Origin of the sequence: Variovorax sp. PBL-E5 (assembly GCF_901827185.1) — a bacterium.
In the GTDB taxonomy this organism is placed as follows: Bacteria; Pseudomonadota; Gammaproteobacteria; order Burkholderiales; family Burkholderiaceae_C; genus Variovorax.
This window is the reverse complement of record NZ_LR594671.1, coordinates 2,965,707-2,983,953: the sequence shown is the minus strand read 5'-3', so window position 1 is coordinate 2,983,953 and position 18,247 is coordinate 2,965,707. Positions and strand designations below refer to the sequence as shown.

Here is an 18,247-nt window from a genome sequence, read left to right as displayed (position 1 = left end):
AGTGACCGACCTGTGCAGGCCGCTCGGGTTCACGCACGCCGCCAACGCCGCCCGAGGTTGCGACCCCGAAGACCGGGGTACTCACATTGTGCCCACCCCTGGCCTGAACCTCCGCACCATCCTGATCGGCGCCGAGCCGTGGTTCGTGGCTGTAGACGTATGCAAGGCGCTCGGTATGAACACCGACAAGCAGGGGACCGGGCACTACCTCGCTCACCTCGATGCGGACGAAGTGAATACCGTGCGCAGTACCGAGGGTAAACGGGGCAACCCGAATCTCAAGGTCATCTCCGAGTCGGGCCTGTACTCGCTGATCCTTCGCTCCCGCAAGCCAGAAGCCAAGGCATTCAAGAAGTGGGTCACCTCGGTGGTCCTGCCGGCCATCCGCAAGGACGGCGCCTATGTCATGGGCGAGGAGAAGGTGGTCACGGGCGAGATGTCCGCAGGGTCAATCGATTGACCCCCCCTCTCTTGGTATAGCTACGGCCTGTCCCATTGGGTTCCTCACTCGGGAGCCCCGCGGCTTGGTCGATTAATACGTTGATTAGGTAGAGCCCCCGCACGACCACCAGCCGGAGACACTTCCGGCCACCACACAGCCACCTTACCGCCGCCGCACATCGCTGCGCTGGCACCCCATCCAACTTCCCCGGACATGCGTTCGCCCCGCGGGATAAGACCTCAGCCTCAGGGCTGTGGAAGGATTTCATGGGGGTAAGGGGGCAGAGACGAAGTCTCCCTATAGGGTTCCTGATAGTGCATCTCAGAGATGCCTTCGGCATGAGGAGACCAAGGAAGACCATCCTCCCCCTGATGCCCCTCAGAGATGCCCATGAAGATGTCCCTGTTGATGCTCTCTGAGGTCATCGCTACGGGAAACAACAGCATGCCTTCATCCCGTCCCTGAGCATGGGAAGCATCCATGGTCTCACCTCATCACCGATGCCCTCCGGTGTTCTATCGCCAGCGACTTGATGCCCGTTCCGGCCATCTCTCCGTGACTCCAAGTCGCTGCCGATAGGTCGCCCCTCGCGTCCTTGTCCTGAGCCCCTACGCCCCTGCGGTGTCGGGGCTTTTTTCTTTTCCAACTTCACATGAGCTTGTAATGGCACAACATCCCCTGCGCGTGATCCGCGCCTACTCCCTTCCCGTCCCCCTGTTCGACCACCTCAAGGTGTTCCAGCGGAGTCTCCAACTTGCGGCTGATCTCGAAGCCGGTACGCCCGCTCGCGAAGGTGACGACCATTGGATCGACAACAGCCGAGCCCTCGCGCATCTCGTGCAGCAACACAGCCTATTCTCCGTGGCAGCGGGGCAAGCTGGCATGCAGTCGGCAGACTTTGCCGTTGCCCTTTACCAAGGCGACCTAAAGGCGGTCAAACCTACCGAGGTGCAGGGATGAGCCGCGTCCAGGTCAGCGACCAATTCGGAGGGCAACAACTCCAAACGCATGCCCGCCCGGTGGCAACTGCGGTCCAGGCCGCGGCACCTGACCAGGAGACCCGATGGAAGGGCCTCGCGGATGCCTTCGCGCAGGGCGCAGGGTTGGCCGACACGGTGCGCCAGCAGGCCGAGATCGATGACCGCAACGCCGCCAAGCGGTGGGCTCAGTCGATGACCGTAGGGGAACTCGGCAAGGCCATCCAGGACGGCAAGATGCTGCCCTCGCAGAGCCCGGTGTTCGTCGGTACGGTGCAGCACATATGGGGCGTGAACTCCCACGAGGCCGGAATGCGCGACCTCACCTCGAAGCTCACGACCGGCGAACTGAAGTTCAACTCTCCAGCGGAGGCGGACAACTATCTGACCGAGTGGCGCAACACCACGTTGGCGGGGCAGAGCGACTACGCGAAGGCCGGCTTCGACAAGGCATACGCGCAGACCCGCGATAAGGTGATGGATCACGTCTCCAAGATCAACGATGCCACATGGGTCGATAACGCGAAGGCACAGGCATCGGACTTCCTGGCGAACTCGCTGAACGAGGTCTCCGGGCCGGACTTCAAGGGCACCCCTCAGGAAGCCGCTTCGGCGCTCATGCAGCAGTACCAACTGATGCGCCACACGAAGACCCTGCCTGACGATGCCGCGAAGGGTGCCCTCGGGGAGATGGTCACGCGCATGGCGGGCGCTGGCAAGCCGGACCTCCTCGCCGCTTTCCTCGATTCCGAGATGGACGGCATCGGCTCAGTCCGGGGCTTTCTCGGGGAGACCCGCGCCGCCACGCTCACTCATCAAGCGGCCGCTGCGTACGACCAGGGGCAGCGGGAGCGCATCGACGGCGAGATGTTGCCTTGGTACAAGCAGGCCGATGCGGGCTCGCTCAACGTCTCGAAGCTCGAAGCGTGGGCCGCATCTCCCGAGAATGCCAAATTCGTTTCCTCGGCCACAGTTCATAGTCTCACCCGGGCGAATGCTGCGGCCATCGAGCGGCAACAGCGGGAACTCCAACAGGCGCAGATCGTGGGGGCCATGCAGGCTTCCGAGTACGAGGCACAGCGCAGGGTCGATGCTGCTGCATCCGCGGGGCGGCTTTGGGAAGTGCAGGGCACTCGCACCCCGAAGGTGCTGACCAAGACCGGCGAGGTGAAAGACTTCGACGTGAAAGGCTATGCAGAACAGTCGCTCGGCCAGATGACGAACGCGATGCCGTTCGGTCAGCAGGTGTCGGCGTGGGCTATGAATGGTCTCGACAACCCGAACTGGCGCAACGAGATCAATGCCGGCTTCCTCAATCTCGCGAGCATCGGCGTGGACTCCCAGGGGAAGCCTAAGGGGACCCTGAACGAGGCCGGCAAGCGGAGCATCGAACTGTTCAAGCAGATCGACGGCACCAATCCCGACTATGCCCGCCAGCTTGTGGGCGAGAAGACCTATCAACGGTTCTACGACATCGGCTTCCTGATGCACCTCGGGCGTTCCGCAGACGATGCCGCAGGGCTCGCAGGAGGCGCCGCATCAGGGGCAGTAGTCGGCAGCGACGTAGACAAGCTCACGAAGAAGATCCACGCTGAAGTGAACAAGCTCACCGATAGCCCTTGGTACAAACCGAACTGGGTCACTCGCATCACGGGCGACAACACCACGGCGAACACCGCTCAAGTCACCGGTGCGCTCCGCAGATACTCCACCTTGCTTGCCCATAGCGGCCAGTATGGGGATGCAGAGGCGGCCGTCTCAGAGGCTTTCGGCTACCTCGCTAGACCTGAGGTGTCGGCGAAGATCAATGGCACCCTGTACCTACGTTCCGAGCTTCCCACGGCGCCGGCCACACGCACCCCCGACGAGTGGTTCTCCCGTTACCTCGATGCCGTGCCGAAGGCTCGTGCCCGGGAACTCGGACAGCGCGATAGCGATGTGCGCTTGGAATTCGATCCAACCATCAAGGCGTACCGTGCGTTCGTCCTCGGGATTCCGCTCTCGAATCCTGATGGCACCCTGATGGTTTCCACGAAGGGCGACATCGCGGCTTGGTACGCGCAGCAGCTTGATCGCGATGTGGCTGAGGCAACGGCCAAGGGCGCAGCCAAGGTCCAGGCCATCAAGGACACCCGAGCGGCCGGCGCCCAAATCAGCGAGTGGGCCAAGACGGAGTTCGGTAAGGGCATCCCGAAGGTGGCCGCAAAGCCCGCCGCACCGGAGGAGCCGTTCCGGGCACAGCCGCTCATCGACATGAACGGCATTACGAACCCGAACCCGAATGCACGTCCGGGCCAGCGGCAACTGTAAGCAGACCATCCCACACGAAGCCCCGCTCGGCGTCTCTATGGCGTCCTGCGGGGCTTTTTCTTTTCTCCAATCCATTCAACTTCCAATGCAAGAACATATTCCACCGACCACCCCGAACCTCAGCGAGGAAGTCCTCATCGTTCGTTCGACCACCTTCCGCAATTCGACCTTCGGCGGACTGAAGACCTACATCCGCGAGCACGAGCAGAAGACCGGCGAGCGCCTCACCAACGCCGCCGCCGTGGACCGCATCCTGAGGTCGCATCTCGTCTATCAAATCAACCGCCGAGCGGCGCACGAGATGATGACCATGGCGAGGCCCTCTGGTGCGCAGGCGCTGCGCTTCATCGACAAGGAAGGCAGGGCAGCATGAGCGGCCCGTCCCTTCAAGTCTTCACATTTGCACCCGGCATGAAGTTGCGTTCCCTCGGGCGAGGTGGCGAGGCATGGTTGCTTGCCATGGATGTATCGAAGGCGCTGGATTATTCCGACGCATTCGAGATGACCAAGCGCCTGGACGACGACGAAAAGCAAAACCTGCAGATCGCCGGTTTTGGTTCGCGAGGCGTCACGCTCATCAACGAATCGGGGCTGTACTCGGCAATCCTCGGGTCCCACAAGCCTGAAGCGAAGGCATTCAAGAAGTGGGTCACCTCGGTGGTCCTGCCAACCATCCGCCAGCATGGAGCGTATGGGAACGGTGCGGAGCACCTCTCGGCCTCTGCCCAAGCGAACCTCTACGCCATCGTTCGGAGTGCAACGCAGGAGGCCCTCAGGCGATACGACCGCGAGACGGAGCATGACCATTGGGCTTCCGACAAGAAGCGCCGGGCGGGTGCCAATGCGGCCGTCGCGAAGGTCGCCAAAGAAATGGGTCTCCCGGTTTCGGTGGTTGCTTCAGCGGCTTCGTCAGGGCTGGATGGAGCGTTGTCGTCTTTGCGGTGAGCAAAGCGGGTGCCACACCCCCGTGCGGTGAAGGCTACGGTAAGCATAGGCTTGCGGGAAGCCTCTCTCCTGCCCCTTGGTGCGTCTATTCGGCGCATCGAAGGGGTTGGGTGCTGCGGCTCCTGATGGAGCCTTGGCGGGGCTCTGAGGGCTTCGGTAGGGTTTGCTATCAAAATGATAGCGTCTCTGAGAGTATCTGTCCGCCGTGGGGCAAAGCCCCCCCCCCGGTGCTCGGTTGCATACTGAGCGCATGGCCGACGACATCACCTATTCGCACGTCATCCTCGAATGGCACTTCACACCCGCTGACTTCTTCGGGGGACCCGTCACGGCAACGCGTGAAGGCTACACGTGGTCCCTCGAAGATGGGAAGGCGGAGGCGCGTATCGACGGGCTGCAATACGCGGCCGATGAAGTGGTACGGGAAAAAATTCACCAAGAACTTGAGAGCAGGTTTCGGGCGGCGCAAGTGCTGCGGCACCAGCCCTTCGAGCTTTCCGGTTCGACCGTGATCAAGGTTCGCCCTGATGGAACTCGCGCCATCTCCATGGAGCTTCGAGCGGGCGCCATCACGATCACCGGCCACAGGCCCAGTGTCCGCATCACTGATCCTGCGGGCAACGTGGTGTATGACTCAGAGCAAGCCAGCCGTGAGGAGACGCGAGCCTTTGAGAACCGGGTCGTCGGGCATTCGACGGACCCTCTACTTGGCGTATTGCTGCGCAGCTTTCAAGCGGCAGTTAGAGACCCTGACAACGAACTCGTTCATCTGTACGAGCTTCGCGATGCCCTGGCAACCCGCTTTGGCGGGGACCGCGAAGCAAAAGCCGCGCTTGGGGTAAGCGCCAAGAATTGGGGCCGGTTCGGCTTGCTGTGCAACGGGGAGCCGCTACGACAGGGACGACATCGCGGTGAGAACGCCGGCTCACTGCGGGACGCTACGGAAGCCGAACTGGTAGAGGCCAGAACGTTCGGCAAGAAGTTGCTAGATAGCTATCTCGACGTGCTCGACAGCGAAAGCCCCTGACGACTGTCCATCTTGGGAATGAACCTCCGAGCATCCTTCGGGGCTCCATTGTCTTCATTCATCTTCTTCTCTTGTCACTCGTATGCAGCCTTGCAAGACTGAGCGAACAATGAGAACGGATTGAGCCGGAGGAGGGCTCCACAACAGATGGCGCTCGTCGCAGTCTCGATAGAAACGAGCATCAAGCTTAGCCAACGCTCGGCCATCTACTGTCAACGTGCATTCAAAGTCTCGTGCGTTTTTCGTGATTGGCTTGGCAACTGATACGAATCCTGCGGTGACTAAGTCCTTAAGCATGGCAGCCGTGGGCTCTTGTGCGAAGGCGTCATCGCCCCAAAAGCCAACGTCGTCAGCCGGCGTAGTGATACTGTTGATTCGCCGAGCCACGCGGTGCTCGTCGTTACTGTATTGGTCCGCTTGCATGTTCGGAAGGTGAACGTTTTCGGTGCCAAACGACGGCAGAGATCGAAGCAATTCAAGCTGTCTTCCCCGCACCCCAATCGTCTCGACCAACTCGCGCCATCCATATTGAGTCTTCAGAAGATCTATTGCGCCCTCGACATCTGGAAGCAGCCGGGACGCTTGCTCAGCGAGTTCCACTTGGGCCTCGATAGCTTTCGCCGCAGTCTCCCGTGCATCTGACTTTTTCTTGGTTTCGGCGATCTTCAGGGCCTTGTCCATCTTGGAAGAAGTAATGCCGACGAAGACTAAGAATCCGACTACCAATGCTCCGAGCAGAAGGCTGAAAATCTGTCGCACATCTTCCATGGTCAACTTCCGGGCGCGGCGGTGCGCCTCTGTTCGGGCGAGTTTACGACCCCCACAACGGCCAACTTCAGGGCTGGATATCGGATCGCCTCCACGGCCTCCTGAACCTCGCTCAGCGTGCGATGGTCATAGACCACAGTACCGATGCTGCCGACCGTCTTGTGCCCGGTCACCTTGTCCATCGTCCCCTCGCTATGCCCCGCCTTGCGCATCAGCGGGCGCACCGTGTGGCGGAAGCAATGGAAGTCGGGCCGTGTGCCAGTGAGGCCCAAGGCGTTGCGATGGTCCTTGAACCAGCGCCCGAAGAAGTCGCTTGGTTTCCCCTCGCGCAGCGGTAGAGACGGCCATAGGGAGTCGCTACGGGCCTTCTTGACGGTCTCCACGTACTTGAGAAAGCCGAGCCTGATGAGTTCGCTGTGAATCGGCACGCTTCGGTGCCCCGCATCGCTCTTGATGCTCTGGCCTTCGCCTTCGTTCGTCAGCACCAAGACGTTGATGCCCTCGACCTTCTGCACATCAGCAGTTCGCAGTTGGCAGAGTTCACCCAAGCGAGTACCCGTGAACAGCCCCAGGAGGGGAATCCAATACGCCGCCTCTCGGCCACCATAGCGGGCATCAGGAAGGGAATACGCAGTGTGCAAGGGCGAGGTGAATAGGGCCTTCAGTTCTTCATCCGACCACGGCCTCCGTTTGTTTGTCGTCGGCGCTTTGATGTCCAGGCCCCGCCATGGTTGTCGAGGAAGCCATTCAAGGGTTTCGTGCGCGAACTTCAGAAGCGACTTGATCGCGGTGAGGCGGTCTCGTGCGGTCTTTGGTGTAGCGCAGTTTTCACGGAGCCACGTCCGGTAGGTATCGCCGATCTCCCGCGTGATGTCGGCCAGCGCGAGGCCCTTATGTTGTCCCTCGAATTGCTTCAGGGCGCGGTCATAGGCCGCGATGGAGTCGGCGGAGCGGGGGGAGTCACCTGAGGTTTTCCATTTGCCGAACACATCGCGTAGGGTGCGTGCCTTTGCGGTCTTCAGTGCCTTCGGCGTCGTGAGGACTACGGGCGTGTCGATGACTTCCCCGGCGTCCCTCAGGCTCACCTCCTTGTGCGCCGTGCGGTACGCCTTCAAACATGCGAGAAGGGCATCGCGAGCCCCCGGCGTCTTCACATCGAACGAGACCCCGAGTTTTGCAGCCTCCGCTTGCACATGCGGCAACACCCGAGCGAGGTTCCGGCTTGCAAGTGATACAGCGGCCTTGCCATCCAGGTAGGCGTTCAAGTCAACCAGTTCCCCGCGTTCATCCTCCGTGGCCCCGCTCAGGTCATCGACACGGCGCTCGGTAGGGGTGGCCTGTGGAATGCTCAAGCGCACGCGGCTGCGCCGCACGCGGGCCATCTCAGCGAGCATCGGCAGATCGGAACGAAGAAAGTCATCGCGACCGAGCACAACGGCGCGGATGCGTGCGGCCAGGAGCGCAGCCATGTCAGGCGTTATCGCGTCCACCGGCGAGGGGTTGAGTTCGCTGCGCGTGGCCTCGAAGTCGGCGAGCCACTCGGCACGCTTCACGGTGCCCTGTAGGGTGGCCTCTCGGCGGTCGCTGGTGCCAAGCGCAATGTTCATCGCACGCTTGCCGTAGACCTCGCGAAGGTCAGGTGGAACGACGATGTTGATGTACCAACGGGAGCCGCGCTGATTCAAACCCGTGAGGGTGCTTGCCATGTCTTTCTCCAAGGTCATGGCTGTGCGAGGTTCTACAGTTAGGTTCTACAGTCAGGGGCTCGTAACCCCTTGTCAGCGCTTAAGTTCTTGAGAACAAAAGGCTTTTTGGAATGAGGTTGACGAGCCTTACCCCCGGCACTGACTACGCAGTTAGGGCTGCTTGGTTCCCCACCTGACCCGGTTGGCCACTTCACCATGCGGGGAGGCCCGTCAGCCTGCATTGTAGGCGAGCGGATTCACCGAGGTGCCAGCGGGGTTTGCGGCGCGCGAGGAATCGTCGGCCGCGTGCGGGCGCGCAGGAATGTTCGCCCGGCGCGCGACCTAAAATGCGCCGATGGCTTATCTCGTGCTCGCTCGCAAACACCGTCCGAAGACCTTCAGCGAGATGGTGGGCCAGGAGCATGTGGTCCAGGCGCTCGAGAACGCGCTGACCTCGCAGCGCCTGCATCACGCCTATCTTTTTACCGGCACGCGCGGCGTCGGCAAGACCACGGTGTCGCGCATCCTGGCCAAGTCGCTCAACTGCCAGGGGCCGGACGGGCAGGGCGGCATCACCGCCACGCCCTGCGGCGTGTGCCAGGCCTGCAAGGACATCGACAGCGGCCGCTTCGTCGACTACACCGAACTCGATGCCGCCTCGAACCGCGGCGTCGACGAGGTGCAGGCGCTGCTGGAGCAGGCGGTCTACAAGCCGGTGCAGGGCCGCTTCAAGGTCTTCATGATCGACGAAGTGCACATGCTCACCGGCCATGCCTTCAACGCGATGCTGAAGACGCTGGAGGAGCCGCCCGAGTACCTCAAGTTCGTGCTCGCCACGACCGATCCGCAGAAGGTGCCGGTCACCGTGCTGTCGCGCTGCCTGCAGTTCAACCTGCGGCCGATGGCGCCCGAAACCGTGCTCGAACATCTCACGCAGGTGTTGCAGACCGAAGCGGTCCCGGCCGAGCCGCATGCGCTGCGCTTGATCGCGCGGGCCGCGCGCGGCTCGATGCGCGATGCGCTGTCGCTCACCGATCAGGCGATCGCGTTCGGCAACGGCGAGCTGCTCGAAGTCGGTGTGCGCCAGATGCTCGGCAGCGTCGACCGCGGCCATGTGTTCCATCTGATCGAGGCGCTGGCGCAGGGCGACGGCAAGACGGTGGTCGAGACCTCCGAGGCCTTGCGCCGCGATGGCTTTTCCGCCGCTTCCATGCTCGAGGAGATGACCGCCGTGCTGCAGGGCATGGCGGTGTTGCAGGCCGTGCCGTCGCGTGCCGAGACCGACAATGCGACCGACCCGGATGCGGCAGAGACCGCGCGTCTCGCCGCCCTGATGCCGGCCGACGAAACGCAATTGCTCTACAGCCTCTGCCTGCATGGCCGCGGCGAACTGGGTCTGGCGCCCGACGAGTACGCGGCGCTCACGATGGTGCTGCTGCGGCTGCTGGCCTTCAAGCCGGCCGACACGGCCAGCGCGGAAAAAAAAACTCTGAATGAAGCGCCGCGCGCCGTGGTGCCCGCCCCGACTGCCGGCGCAGTGAGCGCCGAGGCCGTCGATGCGGTGCGTTCGCGCAGTGATGCGCCTTCGCCTTCACCGGCAGCACCCGCACCCTCGGAACCGGCACCAGCACGCACGGCGGCGCCTGCCGCATCGACTGCGCCGCCCGGCCAGCGCTTGCCTGTCCTCCACGCGCCCGCACTCGCTGCCTCGGCACCCCCGAGACCGGCCGCGGCTGCGGATGCCGGCCCCGCGGCCGCGAAGGTCATGGCGATGCAGGTGCGCGTGCAGCCGCCGCCCGGCGCGCGCGAGGCGCCGCGCGAGAGCATGCCGGGCGCCGTCTCGGCACCCATCGTCCCCACCGAGGAGGGCGACTTCTGGCATGCGATCGTCACGCGCATGGTCGCGGCCGAGGCCATCACGGCGCTGGCGCGCGAACTCGCGCTGCAGTCGCAGCTGGTGGCGCGCGATGTCGACCAGTGGCTGTTGCGCGTCGAGCGCGAATCGCTCAACCAGACGGCCAGCCGCGAGAAACTGCAGGCTGCGCTCGCGGCGCTGGGGCACGAGATCCGGATCGCGATCGAGATCGGCAGCGTCGCCGACAGCCCGGCGCGCCGCAACAGGCAGGCGGCCGAGGAGCGCCAGCGCGTGGCCGAGGAAGCGATACGCAGCGATCCCGAGGTGCAGTCGATGATGCGCGACTGGGATGCGAAGATCGTCCCGGGTACGCTGCGGCCCGCTTGAGCTTTTTCTTTTCTTCCAATCAACGACACAGGATCAACGATGTTCAACAAAGGACAACTGGCCGGCCTCATGAAGCAGGCGCAGGCGATGCAGGACAACCTCAAGAAGGCGCAGGAAGAGCTGGCCACCATCGAGGTCGAGGGCGAATCCGGTGCCGGCCTGGTGAAGGTGGTGATGACGTGCAAGCACGACGTCAAGCGCATCACCATCGACCCGAGCCTCTTGGCCGACGACAAGGACATGCTGGAAGACCTCGTGGCTGCAGCCTTCAACGCCGCGGTGCGCAAGGCCGAGGAGACCAGCGAGCAGAAGATGGGCAAGCTCACCGCCGGCATGCCGGGCCTGCCTCCCGGCATGAAGCTGCCGTTCTGATGCCCGCCCTCTGATGGCGGCCGATTCGAGCTCGCTCGACGCGCTGGTCGACGCGCTGCGGCGGCTGCCCGGCGTCGGCGTCAAGTCGGCTTCGCGCATGGCCTTCCATCTGCTGCAGCATGACCGCCAGGGTGCGCAGTTGCTTGCGCGCGCCTTGCAGCAGGCGGCCACGCAAGTGCGGCATTGCGAGCGCTGCAACACCTTCACCGAGGCACCGGTGTGCAGTGTGTGCCTCGACCCGCGCCGCGATGCCACCAAGCTGTGCGTGGTCGAGACGCCGGCCGACCAGGCGGCGCTCGAGCGCACGGGCGTGTTTCGCGGCTATTACTTCGTGCTGATGGGCAAGCTCAGTCCGCTCGACGGCATCGGGCCGAAGGACATCGGCCTGGCACGGCTGTTCGAGCGCGCGCTCGACGGCACGGTGAGCGAAGTGATCCTCGCCACCAATTTCACTGCCGAGGGCGAAGCGACGGCGCACGTCATCGGCGAGGCGTTGAAGCAGCGCGGCCTCACGGTGACGCGGCTCGCGCGTGGCGTGCCGGCCGGCAGCGAACTCGAATACGTCGACCTCGGCACCATCGCCCATGCGCTGGTCGATCGCCGCTGATTGCATTCCTGGAGACGAGCATGAGCTTTTCGCTGCCGCTGGCTTACTGGTGCGTTCTGGCCGCTGCGTTGCTGCCCTACGCATCGGCCTACATCGCGAAGGCGGGCAATTTCGGGCCGCGCGACAACCAGGCACCGCGCGAATGGGGTGCGCGCCAGAGCGGCTGGCGTGCGCGGGCCAACGGTGCGCAGGCCAACAGCTTCGAAGGGCTGGCGTTCTTCATCGGCGCGGTGATCATCGCCCGCCAGCTCGGCGCTGCGCAGGCACGGCTGGACATGCTGGCCGCGGCCTACGTGCTGCTGCGCATCGTCTACATCGCGCTCTACGTGAAGGGCGCGGGCGCGGCGCGCAGCGCGGTCTGGGCGCTCGCATTCGCGGTCAATATCGCGATCCTTTTCGTCGGCCGCTAGCGGTCTTCATGCTTACGTGGAAACCCGCACGGGATGTTCCCGATGCAGGCATGGTGGGCCGCCCCTAAGCTCGATTCGAACTCAGGAAATCCAAAGCCCTCAAGGCAAAAACTACATGCTCAATCGCCGTACTTTCACTGCCGCCGCAGCGCTCGGTGCCGCTTCCGTCGCGGTGCCGCTGGTCCATGCGCAAGCCAAGCTCGAGAAGACCAAGATCGCCATTTCGGTCGGTGGCAAGGCCGCGTTCTACTACCTCCCGCTCACCATCTCCGAGCAGCTCGGCTACTTCAAGGCCGAAGGGCTCGACGTCGAGATCTCCGACTTCGCGGGCGGCTCGCGCGCGCTGCAGGCGGTGGTCGGCGGCTCGGCCGACGTCTGCTCGGGCGCCTTCGAGCACACGATCAATCTGCAGGCCAAGAACCAGTTCTTCCAGTGCTTCGTACTGCAAGGCCGTGCGCCGCAGATCGCGATCGGCGTCTCGACCAAGAACATGCCCGGCTACAAGAGCATTGCCGATCTCAGGGGCAAGAAGATCGGCGTCTCGGCACCGGGTTCGTCGACCAACATGGTGTCCAACCTCGTGCTGTCGCGCGCGGGCCTGAAGGCCAACGACGTGAGCTACATCGGCGTGGGCGTCGCTGCTGGCGCGCTGACGGCGCTGCGTTCGGGCCAGATCGACGCCATCAGCAACACCGATCCGGTGATGACCATGCTCGAGCAGAAGGGCGACGTGAAGATCATCAGCGACACCCGCACGCTCAAGGGCACGCAGGAGGTGTTCGGCGGCCCGATGCCGGCCGCCTGCCTGTATGCGTCGGCCGAGTTCATCCAGAAGAATCCCAACACCTGCCAGGCCCTGGCCAATGCCATCGTGCACGGCCTCAAGTGGCTGCAGAGCGCGGGCCCCGGCGACATCATCAAGACCGTGCCGGAAACCTATCTGCTCGGCGACCGCGCCTTGTATCTGGCCTCCTTCGACAAGGTGCGCGAAGCCATCGCCATCGACGGGCTGGTCCCGTCCGAAGGCCCGCAGACCGCGCTCAACGCGATCGCGAGCTTCGACCCCACGGTGAAGGCCGACAAGATCGACCTCTCGAAGATCTATACCAACGATTTTGCGCGGCGCGCCAAGGACAGATTCAAAGCCTGACCGGAACGTCTGCAACCCGGCTTCGGCCGGGTTTTTTCTTGCCACCCCATGTCCGACTACGCACTCGAACTCCTCGACATCAGCTGCACCTTTCGCTCGAAGGACGATCACAGCCAGCGCTACACCGCCGTCGCCGACACCACGCTGCGCATTCGCGAGGGCGAGTTCGTCTCGGTGGTCGGACCCACGGGTTGCGGCAAGTCGACCCTGCTCAACGTCGGCGCCGGCCTGCTGGAGCCCTCGTCGGGCACGATCAAGGTCTTCGGCCAGCCGCTCGCCGGCGTCAACGCACGCGCCGGCTATATGTTCCAGAGCGAAGCGCTGATGCCCTGGCGCAGCACGCTGGACAACGTGATGGTCGGCCTGCAGTACCGCGGCGTTCCCGATGCCGAAGCGAGGGCGCATGCGCAGCAGTGGCTCTCGCGCGTCGGGCTCACGGGCTTCGGCGACCGCTACCCGCACCAGCTCTCGGGCGGCATGCGCAAACGCACCGCGCTCGCGCAGGTGCTGGCGCTGGACCCGGACATCATCCTGATGGACGAGCCCTTCAGCGCGCTCGACATCCAGACCCGGCAGCTGATGGAAAACGAAGTGCTCGAACTCTGGGCCGCGAAGAAGAAAGCGGTGTTGTTCATCACGCATGACCTCGACGAGGCGATCGCGATGAGCGACCGCGTGGTGGTGCTGTCGGCCGGACCGGCGACGCATCCGATCGGCGAGTTCGCCATCGACCTCGACCGTCCGCGCGACGTGGCCGAGGTGCGCACCCATCCGCGCTTCGTCGAACTGCACACGCAGATCTGGAACGTGCTGCGCGACGAGGTGCTCAAGGGCTATGCGCAGCAACTGAAGAAGGTGGCCTGACATGCGCCTGGCTCCTCATGAAAGCAATGCGCGCTACTGGCAGGTCGGGCTGCTCGTCGTGCTGCTGGTCGCCTGGCATCTGGCTTCGCGCAACCAGCAGTTCGCTTTCTTCCTTGGCGAGCCGATCGAGGTCGCGGGACGGATCTGGAGCTGGTTCCTGCCCTTCGACGTGGCGCCGAATGCGCTGTTTCCGGAAGGGCTGCCGGGCCATGCCGACATCTACCTGCACCTGGGCACCACGCTGATCGAGACCGTGCTGGCCTTCGGCATCGGCACGCTGCTGGGCCTCGCCTGCGGCCTCTGGCTGGCGCTGGCGCCGACTGCGAGCCTGATCCTGGAGCCCTACATCAAGGCCGCGAACTCGATGCCGCGCGTGATCCTGGCGCCGATCTTCGCGCTCTGGTTCGGCCTGGGCATCTGGAGCAAGGTGGCGCTGGCGATCACGCTGGTGTTCTTCATCGTCTTCTTCAACGTCTTCCAGGGCGTGCGCGAAGTGAGTCCGGTGGTGCTGGCGAATGCGCGCATGCTGGGCGCCAACCAGCGTCAGCTGCTGCGCACGGTGTATCTGCCGAGCGCGACGAGCTGGGTGTTCTCGAGCCTGCATACCTCCGTGGGCCTGGCCTTCGTCGGCGCGGTGGTGGGCGAGTACCTGGGCTCGGCGCGCGGCGTCGGCTACCTGATCCTGCAGGCCGAAGGCACCTTCGATGTCAACACGGTGTTCGCCGGCATCGTGGTGCTGACGGCCTTCGCGCTCGCGCTCGACGGCTTCGTGAGCGTGATCGAGAAGCGGCTGATGAAATGGCAGCCGCGCAGCGGCGAGACCGAAAAGCTCTGAACGCGGCGCTGGTTCAGCGCTTCTTCTTCGACGGCGTGCCGCCGCGCTTTTCGCGCACCACCTCTTTGCTGCTCGATCGGGGCACCTTGGTCACGGTGGCCTTGGCGGAGACCGAGGCGTGCGCCTTGACACGCGACGCACCCTTCCCGGATGCGGCGGAGGCCTTGGCGTGCACCTCTGCCTTCGACGAAGCTCTCATCTTCGATGCACTGGTGCGCTGGAGGATGCTGGCGCCCACGTGGCCGTGCGGCGTGCCGGTGCCCACGCTGGCCGCGCGCGCGGCACGAACCGGCAGGTACACCACCACTTCGAAGCCGCGCTGGAACACGTGATTGGGCTTGACGTCGTTCCATTCGGCCACGCGGGCCGGGCTCAGGCGCAGGCGCTGCGCGATGCTGGCCACGCTGTCCTTGCGGCCGGCGCGGATGACGGTGCGCCGTGTCACGATCTCGGGCTCGAAGTTCAGATGGCCGGTGTCGGCGATCACCGCGGCGACGTCTTCCTGCACGCGCGCGCCGCGCGGCACGATCAGCGTCGATCCGGCCTTGATCAGCATCCGCGGCGGCACGTTGTTGACGCTGCGCAGATCGGCCTCGCTCATGCCGGAACGCTGGGCCGCATCGGCCACGGTCATGGTGGCCGGGACCGTCCACGCGGTCCAACTGGCGTATTGCCCTTGCGAATAGGCCTCGAAGTTGCGCTGGAACAGCGCGGCGTTGTCCCACGGCAGCAGGATCTCGGGCGTGCCGGCCGCGAGCAGCACCGGCTTGTGCGCGGAAGGATTGAGCGCGCGGAAATCCTCGATGTTGACGTCGGCCAGCTTCGCGGCCAGCGAGACGTCGAGGTCGCGCTTGAGCGTGACGGTCTGGAAGTAGGGGTGGTTGGCGATCAGCGGCAGCTCGGTGTTGAAGCGCTCGGGGTTGGCCACGATGTTCTTCACCGCCTGCAGCTTCGGCACGTAGAGGCGCGTCTCGGCCGGCATGCTGATGTCTTCGTAGCCGGCCGGAAGGCCTGCGCGCTGGTTCTTGGCGACCGCGCGTGCCACGTTGCCTTCACCCCAGTTGTAGGCGGCCAGCGCGAGCTGCCAGTCGCCGAACTGGGCATAGAGCCTCTGCAGATAGTCGAGCGCGGCGCGGGTGGACGCGATCACGTCGCGCCGGTCGTCGCGGAAGATGTTCTGCTTGAGGGCGAAGTCGGTACCGGTGGCGGGCATGAACTGCCACATGCCGGCCGCGCGCGCGCTGGACACGGCCTGCGGGTTGAAGGCGCTCTCGATGTAGGGCAGCAGCGCGAGTTCGGTCGGCATGTCGCGGCGTTCGAGTTCCTCGACGATGTGGAAGATGTAGCGGCTCGAGCGCTCCGTCATGCGCTGCATGTAGTCGGGCCGGCTCGCATACCACTGCTCGCGCTCGTGCACGAGGTCGTTGTCGAGATCGGGCATCTTGAAGCCGCGGCGGATGCGGTCCCACATGTCGGCAGGCGGCGCCAGCGTGACGATGGTGCGCGATTTCGTCTCGCTGGTGGTGATGGGCTTGAGCGCGCCGCCGGCATAGGCGGGCGCGCCGGTGGCCGAGGTGCCGGAAGAAGAGGAGCCCGTGCCGGTGGTGCTCGCGCAGCCCGCCAGGAACAGCGAGCCTGCGAGGCAGGCAGCAAGGATAAATTTCATCGAAAGTCGTTTTTCCATTGGCGCGGGGCCGCGAACACGTTGGCGTGGACGCGGGCCGCGCGAAGGATGGAGGCTTCGCGGCTGCGAAGGGGGATGTGAGGGGGCGTGACTAGAATCGCGCCCAGTTGCTGAAGGCCGTTGTCGGCAAAGGTGGGCGGCGGAACGAGGGTCATGAGCGGTCAAATTATAGGTTTGCATGAATGGTTAGCGACCCCCCCGGGTCGCTACCTGCTGGCGTGGGAACAGGCCCAGTACGACCAGGCCGTGGCGGACGTGTTCGGCTACCACGCGCTGCAGCTCGGGCTGGGCGAGGTCGAAGGGCTGCGCGCCAACCGCATGCCGTATCGCTGGCTGGCGCTTTCCGATCCGGCCCTGGCGGCGCGCAGCGCGCTGGTCACCGATTTCGCGGCGCTGCCTTTCGGCGCCAACAGCCTCGACCTGGTCGTGCTGCCGCACACGCTCGAACTCAGTCCCGATCCGCATGCGACGCTGCGCGAGGTCGAGCGCGTGCTGGTGCCGGAGGGTCGGGTCGTGATCTGCGGCTTCAATCCTGCCAGCCTGTGGGGCCTGCGCCAGCAGCGCGCGCAGCTCTATCGGCAGCTCGGCTTCGGCGAGCTCTTTTTGCCCGATGCCGGCGACTTCATCGGCTACCGGCGCATGCGCGACTGGCTGCGGCTCCTGAGCTTCGAGGTCGAGTCGGGGCGTTTCGGCATCTACCGGCCGGCGGTGCGCAGCGACGCCTGGCTGGAACGCTGCCGCTGGTTCGACACCGCGGGCGAGCGCTGGTGGCCGATCTTCGGCGCAGTCTATTTTCTGGTGGCGGTCAAGCGGGTGCGCGGCATGCGGCTTCTGAGCACCGACTGGCGCCGCGCGGCCTCGCGCGCCAGCGCACCGGTCCCGATCGCGGGCAAGCTGCACCACGACCACAGCCATCGACAACGACAACAGGAAGGAAACGGGTTTTGAACGAAGTGCAGATCTACACCGACGGCGCCTGCAAGGGCAACCCCGGCCCCGGCGGCTGGGGCGCATGGCTCAAGTCGGGCGAGACGGAGAAGGACCTGTTCGGCGGGGAGCTCAACACAACCAACAACCGCATGGAACTCAAGGCGGTGATCGAGGGCCTGGGTGCGCTCAAGCGGCCGTGCAAGGTCGTCCTGTATCTGGACAGCCAGTACGTGCGCATGGGCATCACCGAATGGATTCGCGGCTGGAAGGCCAAGGGCTGGCGAACCTCCACCAAGCAGCCGGTCAAGAATGTCGAGCTCTGGCAGGAACTCGACAAACTGGTGGCCGAAGGCGGACATCAGATCGAATGGCGCTGGGTCAAGGGGCACTCCGGCGACCCCGGCAACGAACGTGCCGATGCACTGGCCAACAAGGGCGTGCAGCGGGCGCTGGGGCGGCTCTGAGGGGCGCGTCCCGGCCGATTGCCTAGGACGCCCGCGCGATGCGCTGCGGCGCCTCCAGCGTCTCGCCCATGCGCGCGCGAAACAGCAGCTCGTCGGTCGCGCGCAGGCGGCGGCTCATCTCGCGCCCGATGTTCATCTGGATCAGCGCGAACTGCTCGGCATCGCGCTCGAAGAGGCGATAGAGGTTCTCGGGCGTGAGCTCGATCGCGTCGCAGTCCTCGTCCGCGCGCACCGACGCGCTGCGCGGAAACAGGTCCAGCAGCGCCATCTCGCCGAAGCAATCGCCGGGCGCGAAGCGCCGCAGCAGAAGCTCGTGGCCCTGCCAGCTCTTCGACACCGTCACGTGCCCTGTTTCGAGGACGAACATGCTGGCCGCCGGATCGCCTTCGCGGAAGAAGAAGTCGCCGCCCCGGACCGTGACCAGCGGCGCCGGCGCCAGCAGGAATTCGATCGCCTCCGCACCGATGGCGCCGAAGATCGGCATCTGCTGCATCATCTCGATCCGCGCCGCGAGCATGGGTGTTTCCTGTAAGGG

The 18,247-nt window shown here is 64.6% G+C and carries 21 protein-coding genes and 1 other RNA gene; 15 read left to right on the top strand and 7 right to left on the bottom strand.

Annotated elements, in window-relative coordinates; genetic code table 11:
• The first annotated feature begins 1 nt into the window (after window position 1).
• Window positions 2–460 (top strand): BRO-N domain-containing protein, encoded by a 459-nt coding sequence (locus tag WDLP6_RS14495; RefSeq protein ID WP_332105585.1) that lies wholly within the window; start codon window positions 2–4, stop codon window positions 458–460.
• 227 nt (window positions 461–687) lie between these two features.
• Here WDLP6_RS14495 and WDLP6_RS35090 read toward each other — a convergent pair whose 3' ends face one another.
• Window positions 688–924 carry a hypothetical protein gene (locus tag WDLP6_RS35090; protein WP_232077068.1) on the bottom strand — a complete coding sequence of 79 codons (237 nt, stop codon included), beginning with the start codon at window positions 922–924 and terminating at the stop codon, window positions 688–690.
• A gap of 181 nt (window positions 925–1,105) precedes the next feature.
• Between WDLP6_RS35090 and WDLP6_RS14490 the strand changes: the two genes are divergently transcribed.
• The 5 genes from WDLP6_RS14490 to WDLP6_RS14470 all read left to right on the top strand — a co-directional run bounded on the left by WDLP6_RS14490 (window position 1,106) and on the right by WDLP6_RS14470 (window position 5,701).
• Window positions 1,106–1,402: a hypothetical protein gene (locus WDLP6_RS14490; RefSeq protein ID WP_162592884.1), complete on the top strand. Its 297-nt coding sequence runs from the start codon at window positions 1,106–1,108 to the stop codon at window positions 1,400–1,402.
• The gene (locus tag WDLP6_RS14485; RefSeq protein ID WP_162592883.1) at window positions 1,399–3,729 is read left to right on the top strand and encodes a hypothetical protein; all 2,331 of its coding nucleotides are present in this window, start codon (window positions 1,399–1,401) and stop codon (window positions 3,727–3,729) included. Before WDLP6_RS14490 ends, WDLP6_RS14485 begins: the two co-directional genes overlap by 4 nt.
• Window positions 3,730–3,814: 85 nt before the next feature.
• Complete coding sequence (locus WDLP6_RS14480) at window positions 3,815–4,102, top strand: hypothetical protein (RefSeq protein WP_162592882.1); 288 nt, start codon at window positions 3,815–3,817, stop codon at window positions 4,100–4,102.
• A complete protein-coding gene (locus tag WDLP6_RS14475; RefSeq protein WP_197910163.1) occupies window positions 4,099–4,674 on the top strand; it encodes a BRO-N domain-containing protein in 576 nt (191 codons plus the stop codon). The genes WDLP6_RS14480 and WDLP6_RS14475 overlap by 4 nt, the downstream gene beginning before the upstream one ends.
• A gap of 250 nt (window positions 4,675–4,924) precedes the next feature.
• Window positions 4,925–5,701 carry a hypothetical protein gene (locus tag WDLP6_RS14470; protein WP_162592881.1) on the top strand — a complete coding sequence of 259 codons (777 nt, stop codon included), beginning with the start codon at window positions 4,925–4,927 and terminating at the stop codon, window positions 5,699–5,701.
• 54 nt (window positions 5,702–5,755) lie between these two features.
• Here the strand turns inward: WDLP6_RS14470 and WDLP6_RS14465 are convergent, their stop codons facing one another.
• The 3 genes from WDLP6_RS14465 to ffs all read right to left on the bottom strand — a co-directional run bounded on the left by WDLP6_RS14465 (window position 5,756) and on the right by ffs (window position 8,387).
• Window positions 5,756–6,469, bottom strand: a complete 714-nt coding sequence (locus WDLP6_RS14465; RefSeq protein ID WP_162592880.1) for a hypothetical protein — start codon at window positions 6,467–6,469, stop codon at window positions 5,756–5,758.
• 2 nt (window positions 6,470–6,471) lie between these two features.
• Window positions 6,472–8,193: a DUF6538 domain-containing protein gene (locus WDLP6_RS14460; protein ID WP_162592879.1), complete on the bottom strand. Its 1,722-nt coding sequence runs from the start codon at window positions 8,191–8,193 to the stop codon at window positions 6,472–6,474.
• A 97-nt stretch (window positions 8,194–8,290) separates the two neighbouring features.
• Window positions 8,291–8,387: signal recognition particle sRNA small type (gene ffs, locus WDLP6_RS14455), an RNA gene on the bottom strand.
• A gap of 122 nt (window positions 8,388–8,509) precedes the next feature.
• Here ffs and dnaX point away from each other — a divergent pair.
• The 7 genes from dnaX to WDLP6_RS14420 all read left to right on the top strand — a co-directional run bounded on the left by dnaX (window position 8,510) and on the right by WDLP6_RS14420 (window position 14,634).
• Complete coding sequence (gene dnaX / locus WDLP6_RS14450) at window positions 8,510–10,396, top strand: DNA polymerase III subunit gamma/tau (protein WP_162592878.1); 1,887 nt, start codon at window positions 8,510–8,512, stop codon at window positions 10,394–10,396.
• Window positions 10,397–10,435: 39 nt separating this feature from the next.
• Window positions 10,436–10,768: a YbaB/EbfC family nucleoid-associated protein gene (locus WDLP6_RS14445; protein WP_012747441.1), complete on the top strand. Its 333-nt coding sequence runs from the start codon at window positions 10,436–10,438 to the stop codon at window positions 10,766–10,768.
• A gap of 13 nt (window positions 10,769–10,781) precedes the next feature.
• On the top strand, window positions 10,782–11,375 hold the full coding sequence (gene recR / locus WDLP6_RS14440; protein ID WP_162567867.1) for a recombination mediator RecR: 594 nt from the start codon (window positions 10,782–10,784) through the stop codon (window positions 11,373–11,375).
• A 20-nt stretch (window positions 11,376–11,395) separates the two neighbouring features.
• Window positions 11,396–11,785, top strand: coding sequence for an MAPEG family protein (locus WDLP6_RS14435; RefSeq protein WP_162592877.1), 390 nt, complete (start codon window positions 11,396–11,398; stop codon window positions 11,783–11,785).
• Window positions 11,786–11,900: 115 nt separating this feature from the next.
• Window positions 11,901–12,935, top strand: coding sequence for an ABC transporter substrate-binding protein (locus tag WDLP6_RS14430; protein ID WP_162592876.1), 1,035 nt, complete (start codon window positions 11,901–11,903; stop codon window positions 12,933–12,935).
• A gap of 48 nt (window positions 12,936–12,983) precedes the next feature.
• Window positions 12,984–13,799, top strand: a complete 816-nt coding sequence (locus tag WDLP6_RS14425; RefSeq protein WP_162567864.1) for an ABC transporter ATP-binding protein — start codon at window positions 12,984–12,986, stop codon at window positions 13,797–13,799.
• Between the two features lies 1 nt (window position 13,800).
• Entirely contained in the window at window positions 13,801–14,634 is an 834-nt protein-coding gene (locus WDLP6_RS14420; protein WP_162567863.1) for an ABC transporter permease, read from the top strand.
• 13 nt (window positions 14,635–14,647) lie between these two features.
• Here the strand turns inward: WDLP6_RS14420 and WDLP6_RS14415 are convergent, their stop codons facing one another.
• Window positions 14,648–16,300, bottom strand: coding sequence for a transglycosylase SLT domain-containing protein (locus WDLP6_RS14415; protein WP_162592875.1), 1,653 nt, complete (start codon window positions 16,298–16,300; stop codon window positions 14,648–14,650).
• Window positions 16,297–16,473 carry a hypothetical protein gene (locus WDLP6_RS35085; RefSeq protein WP_232077067.1) on the bottom strand — a complete coding sequence of 59 codons (177 nt, stop codon included), beginning with the start codon at window positions 16,471–16,473 and terminating at the stop codon, window positions 16,297–16,299. Before WDLP6_RS35085 ends, WDLP6_RS14415 begins: the two co-directional genes overlap by 4 nt.
• Between WDLP6_RS35085 and WDLP6_RS14410 the strand changes: the two genes are divergently transcribed.
• Complete coding sequence (locus tag WDLP6_RS14410) at window positions 16,472–17,266, top strand: class I SAM-dependent methyltransferase (RefSeq protein WP_232077066.1); 795 nt, start codon at window positions 16,472–16,474, stop codon at window positions 17,264–17,266. The genes WDLP6_RS35085 and WDLP6_RS14410 overlap by 2 nt on opposite strands.
• Entirely contained in the window at window positions 17,263–17,712 is a 450-nt protein-coding gene (rnhA, locus tag WDLP6_RS14405) for a ribonuclease HI (protein WP_162567861.1), read from the top strand. The genes WDLP6_RS14410 and rnhA overlap by 4 nt, the downstream gene beginning before the upstream one ends.
• Window positions 17,713–17,734: 22 nt before the next feature.
• Here the strand turns inward: rnhA and WDLP6_RS14400 are convergent, their stop codons facing one another.
• A complete protein-coding gene (locus WDLP6_RS14400) occupies window positions 17,735–18,229 on the bottom strand; it encodes a Crp/Fnr family transcriptional regulator (protein WP_162592874.1) in 495 nt (164 codons plus the stop codon).
• Window positions 18,230–18,247 lie beyond the last annotated feature (18 nt).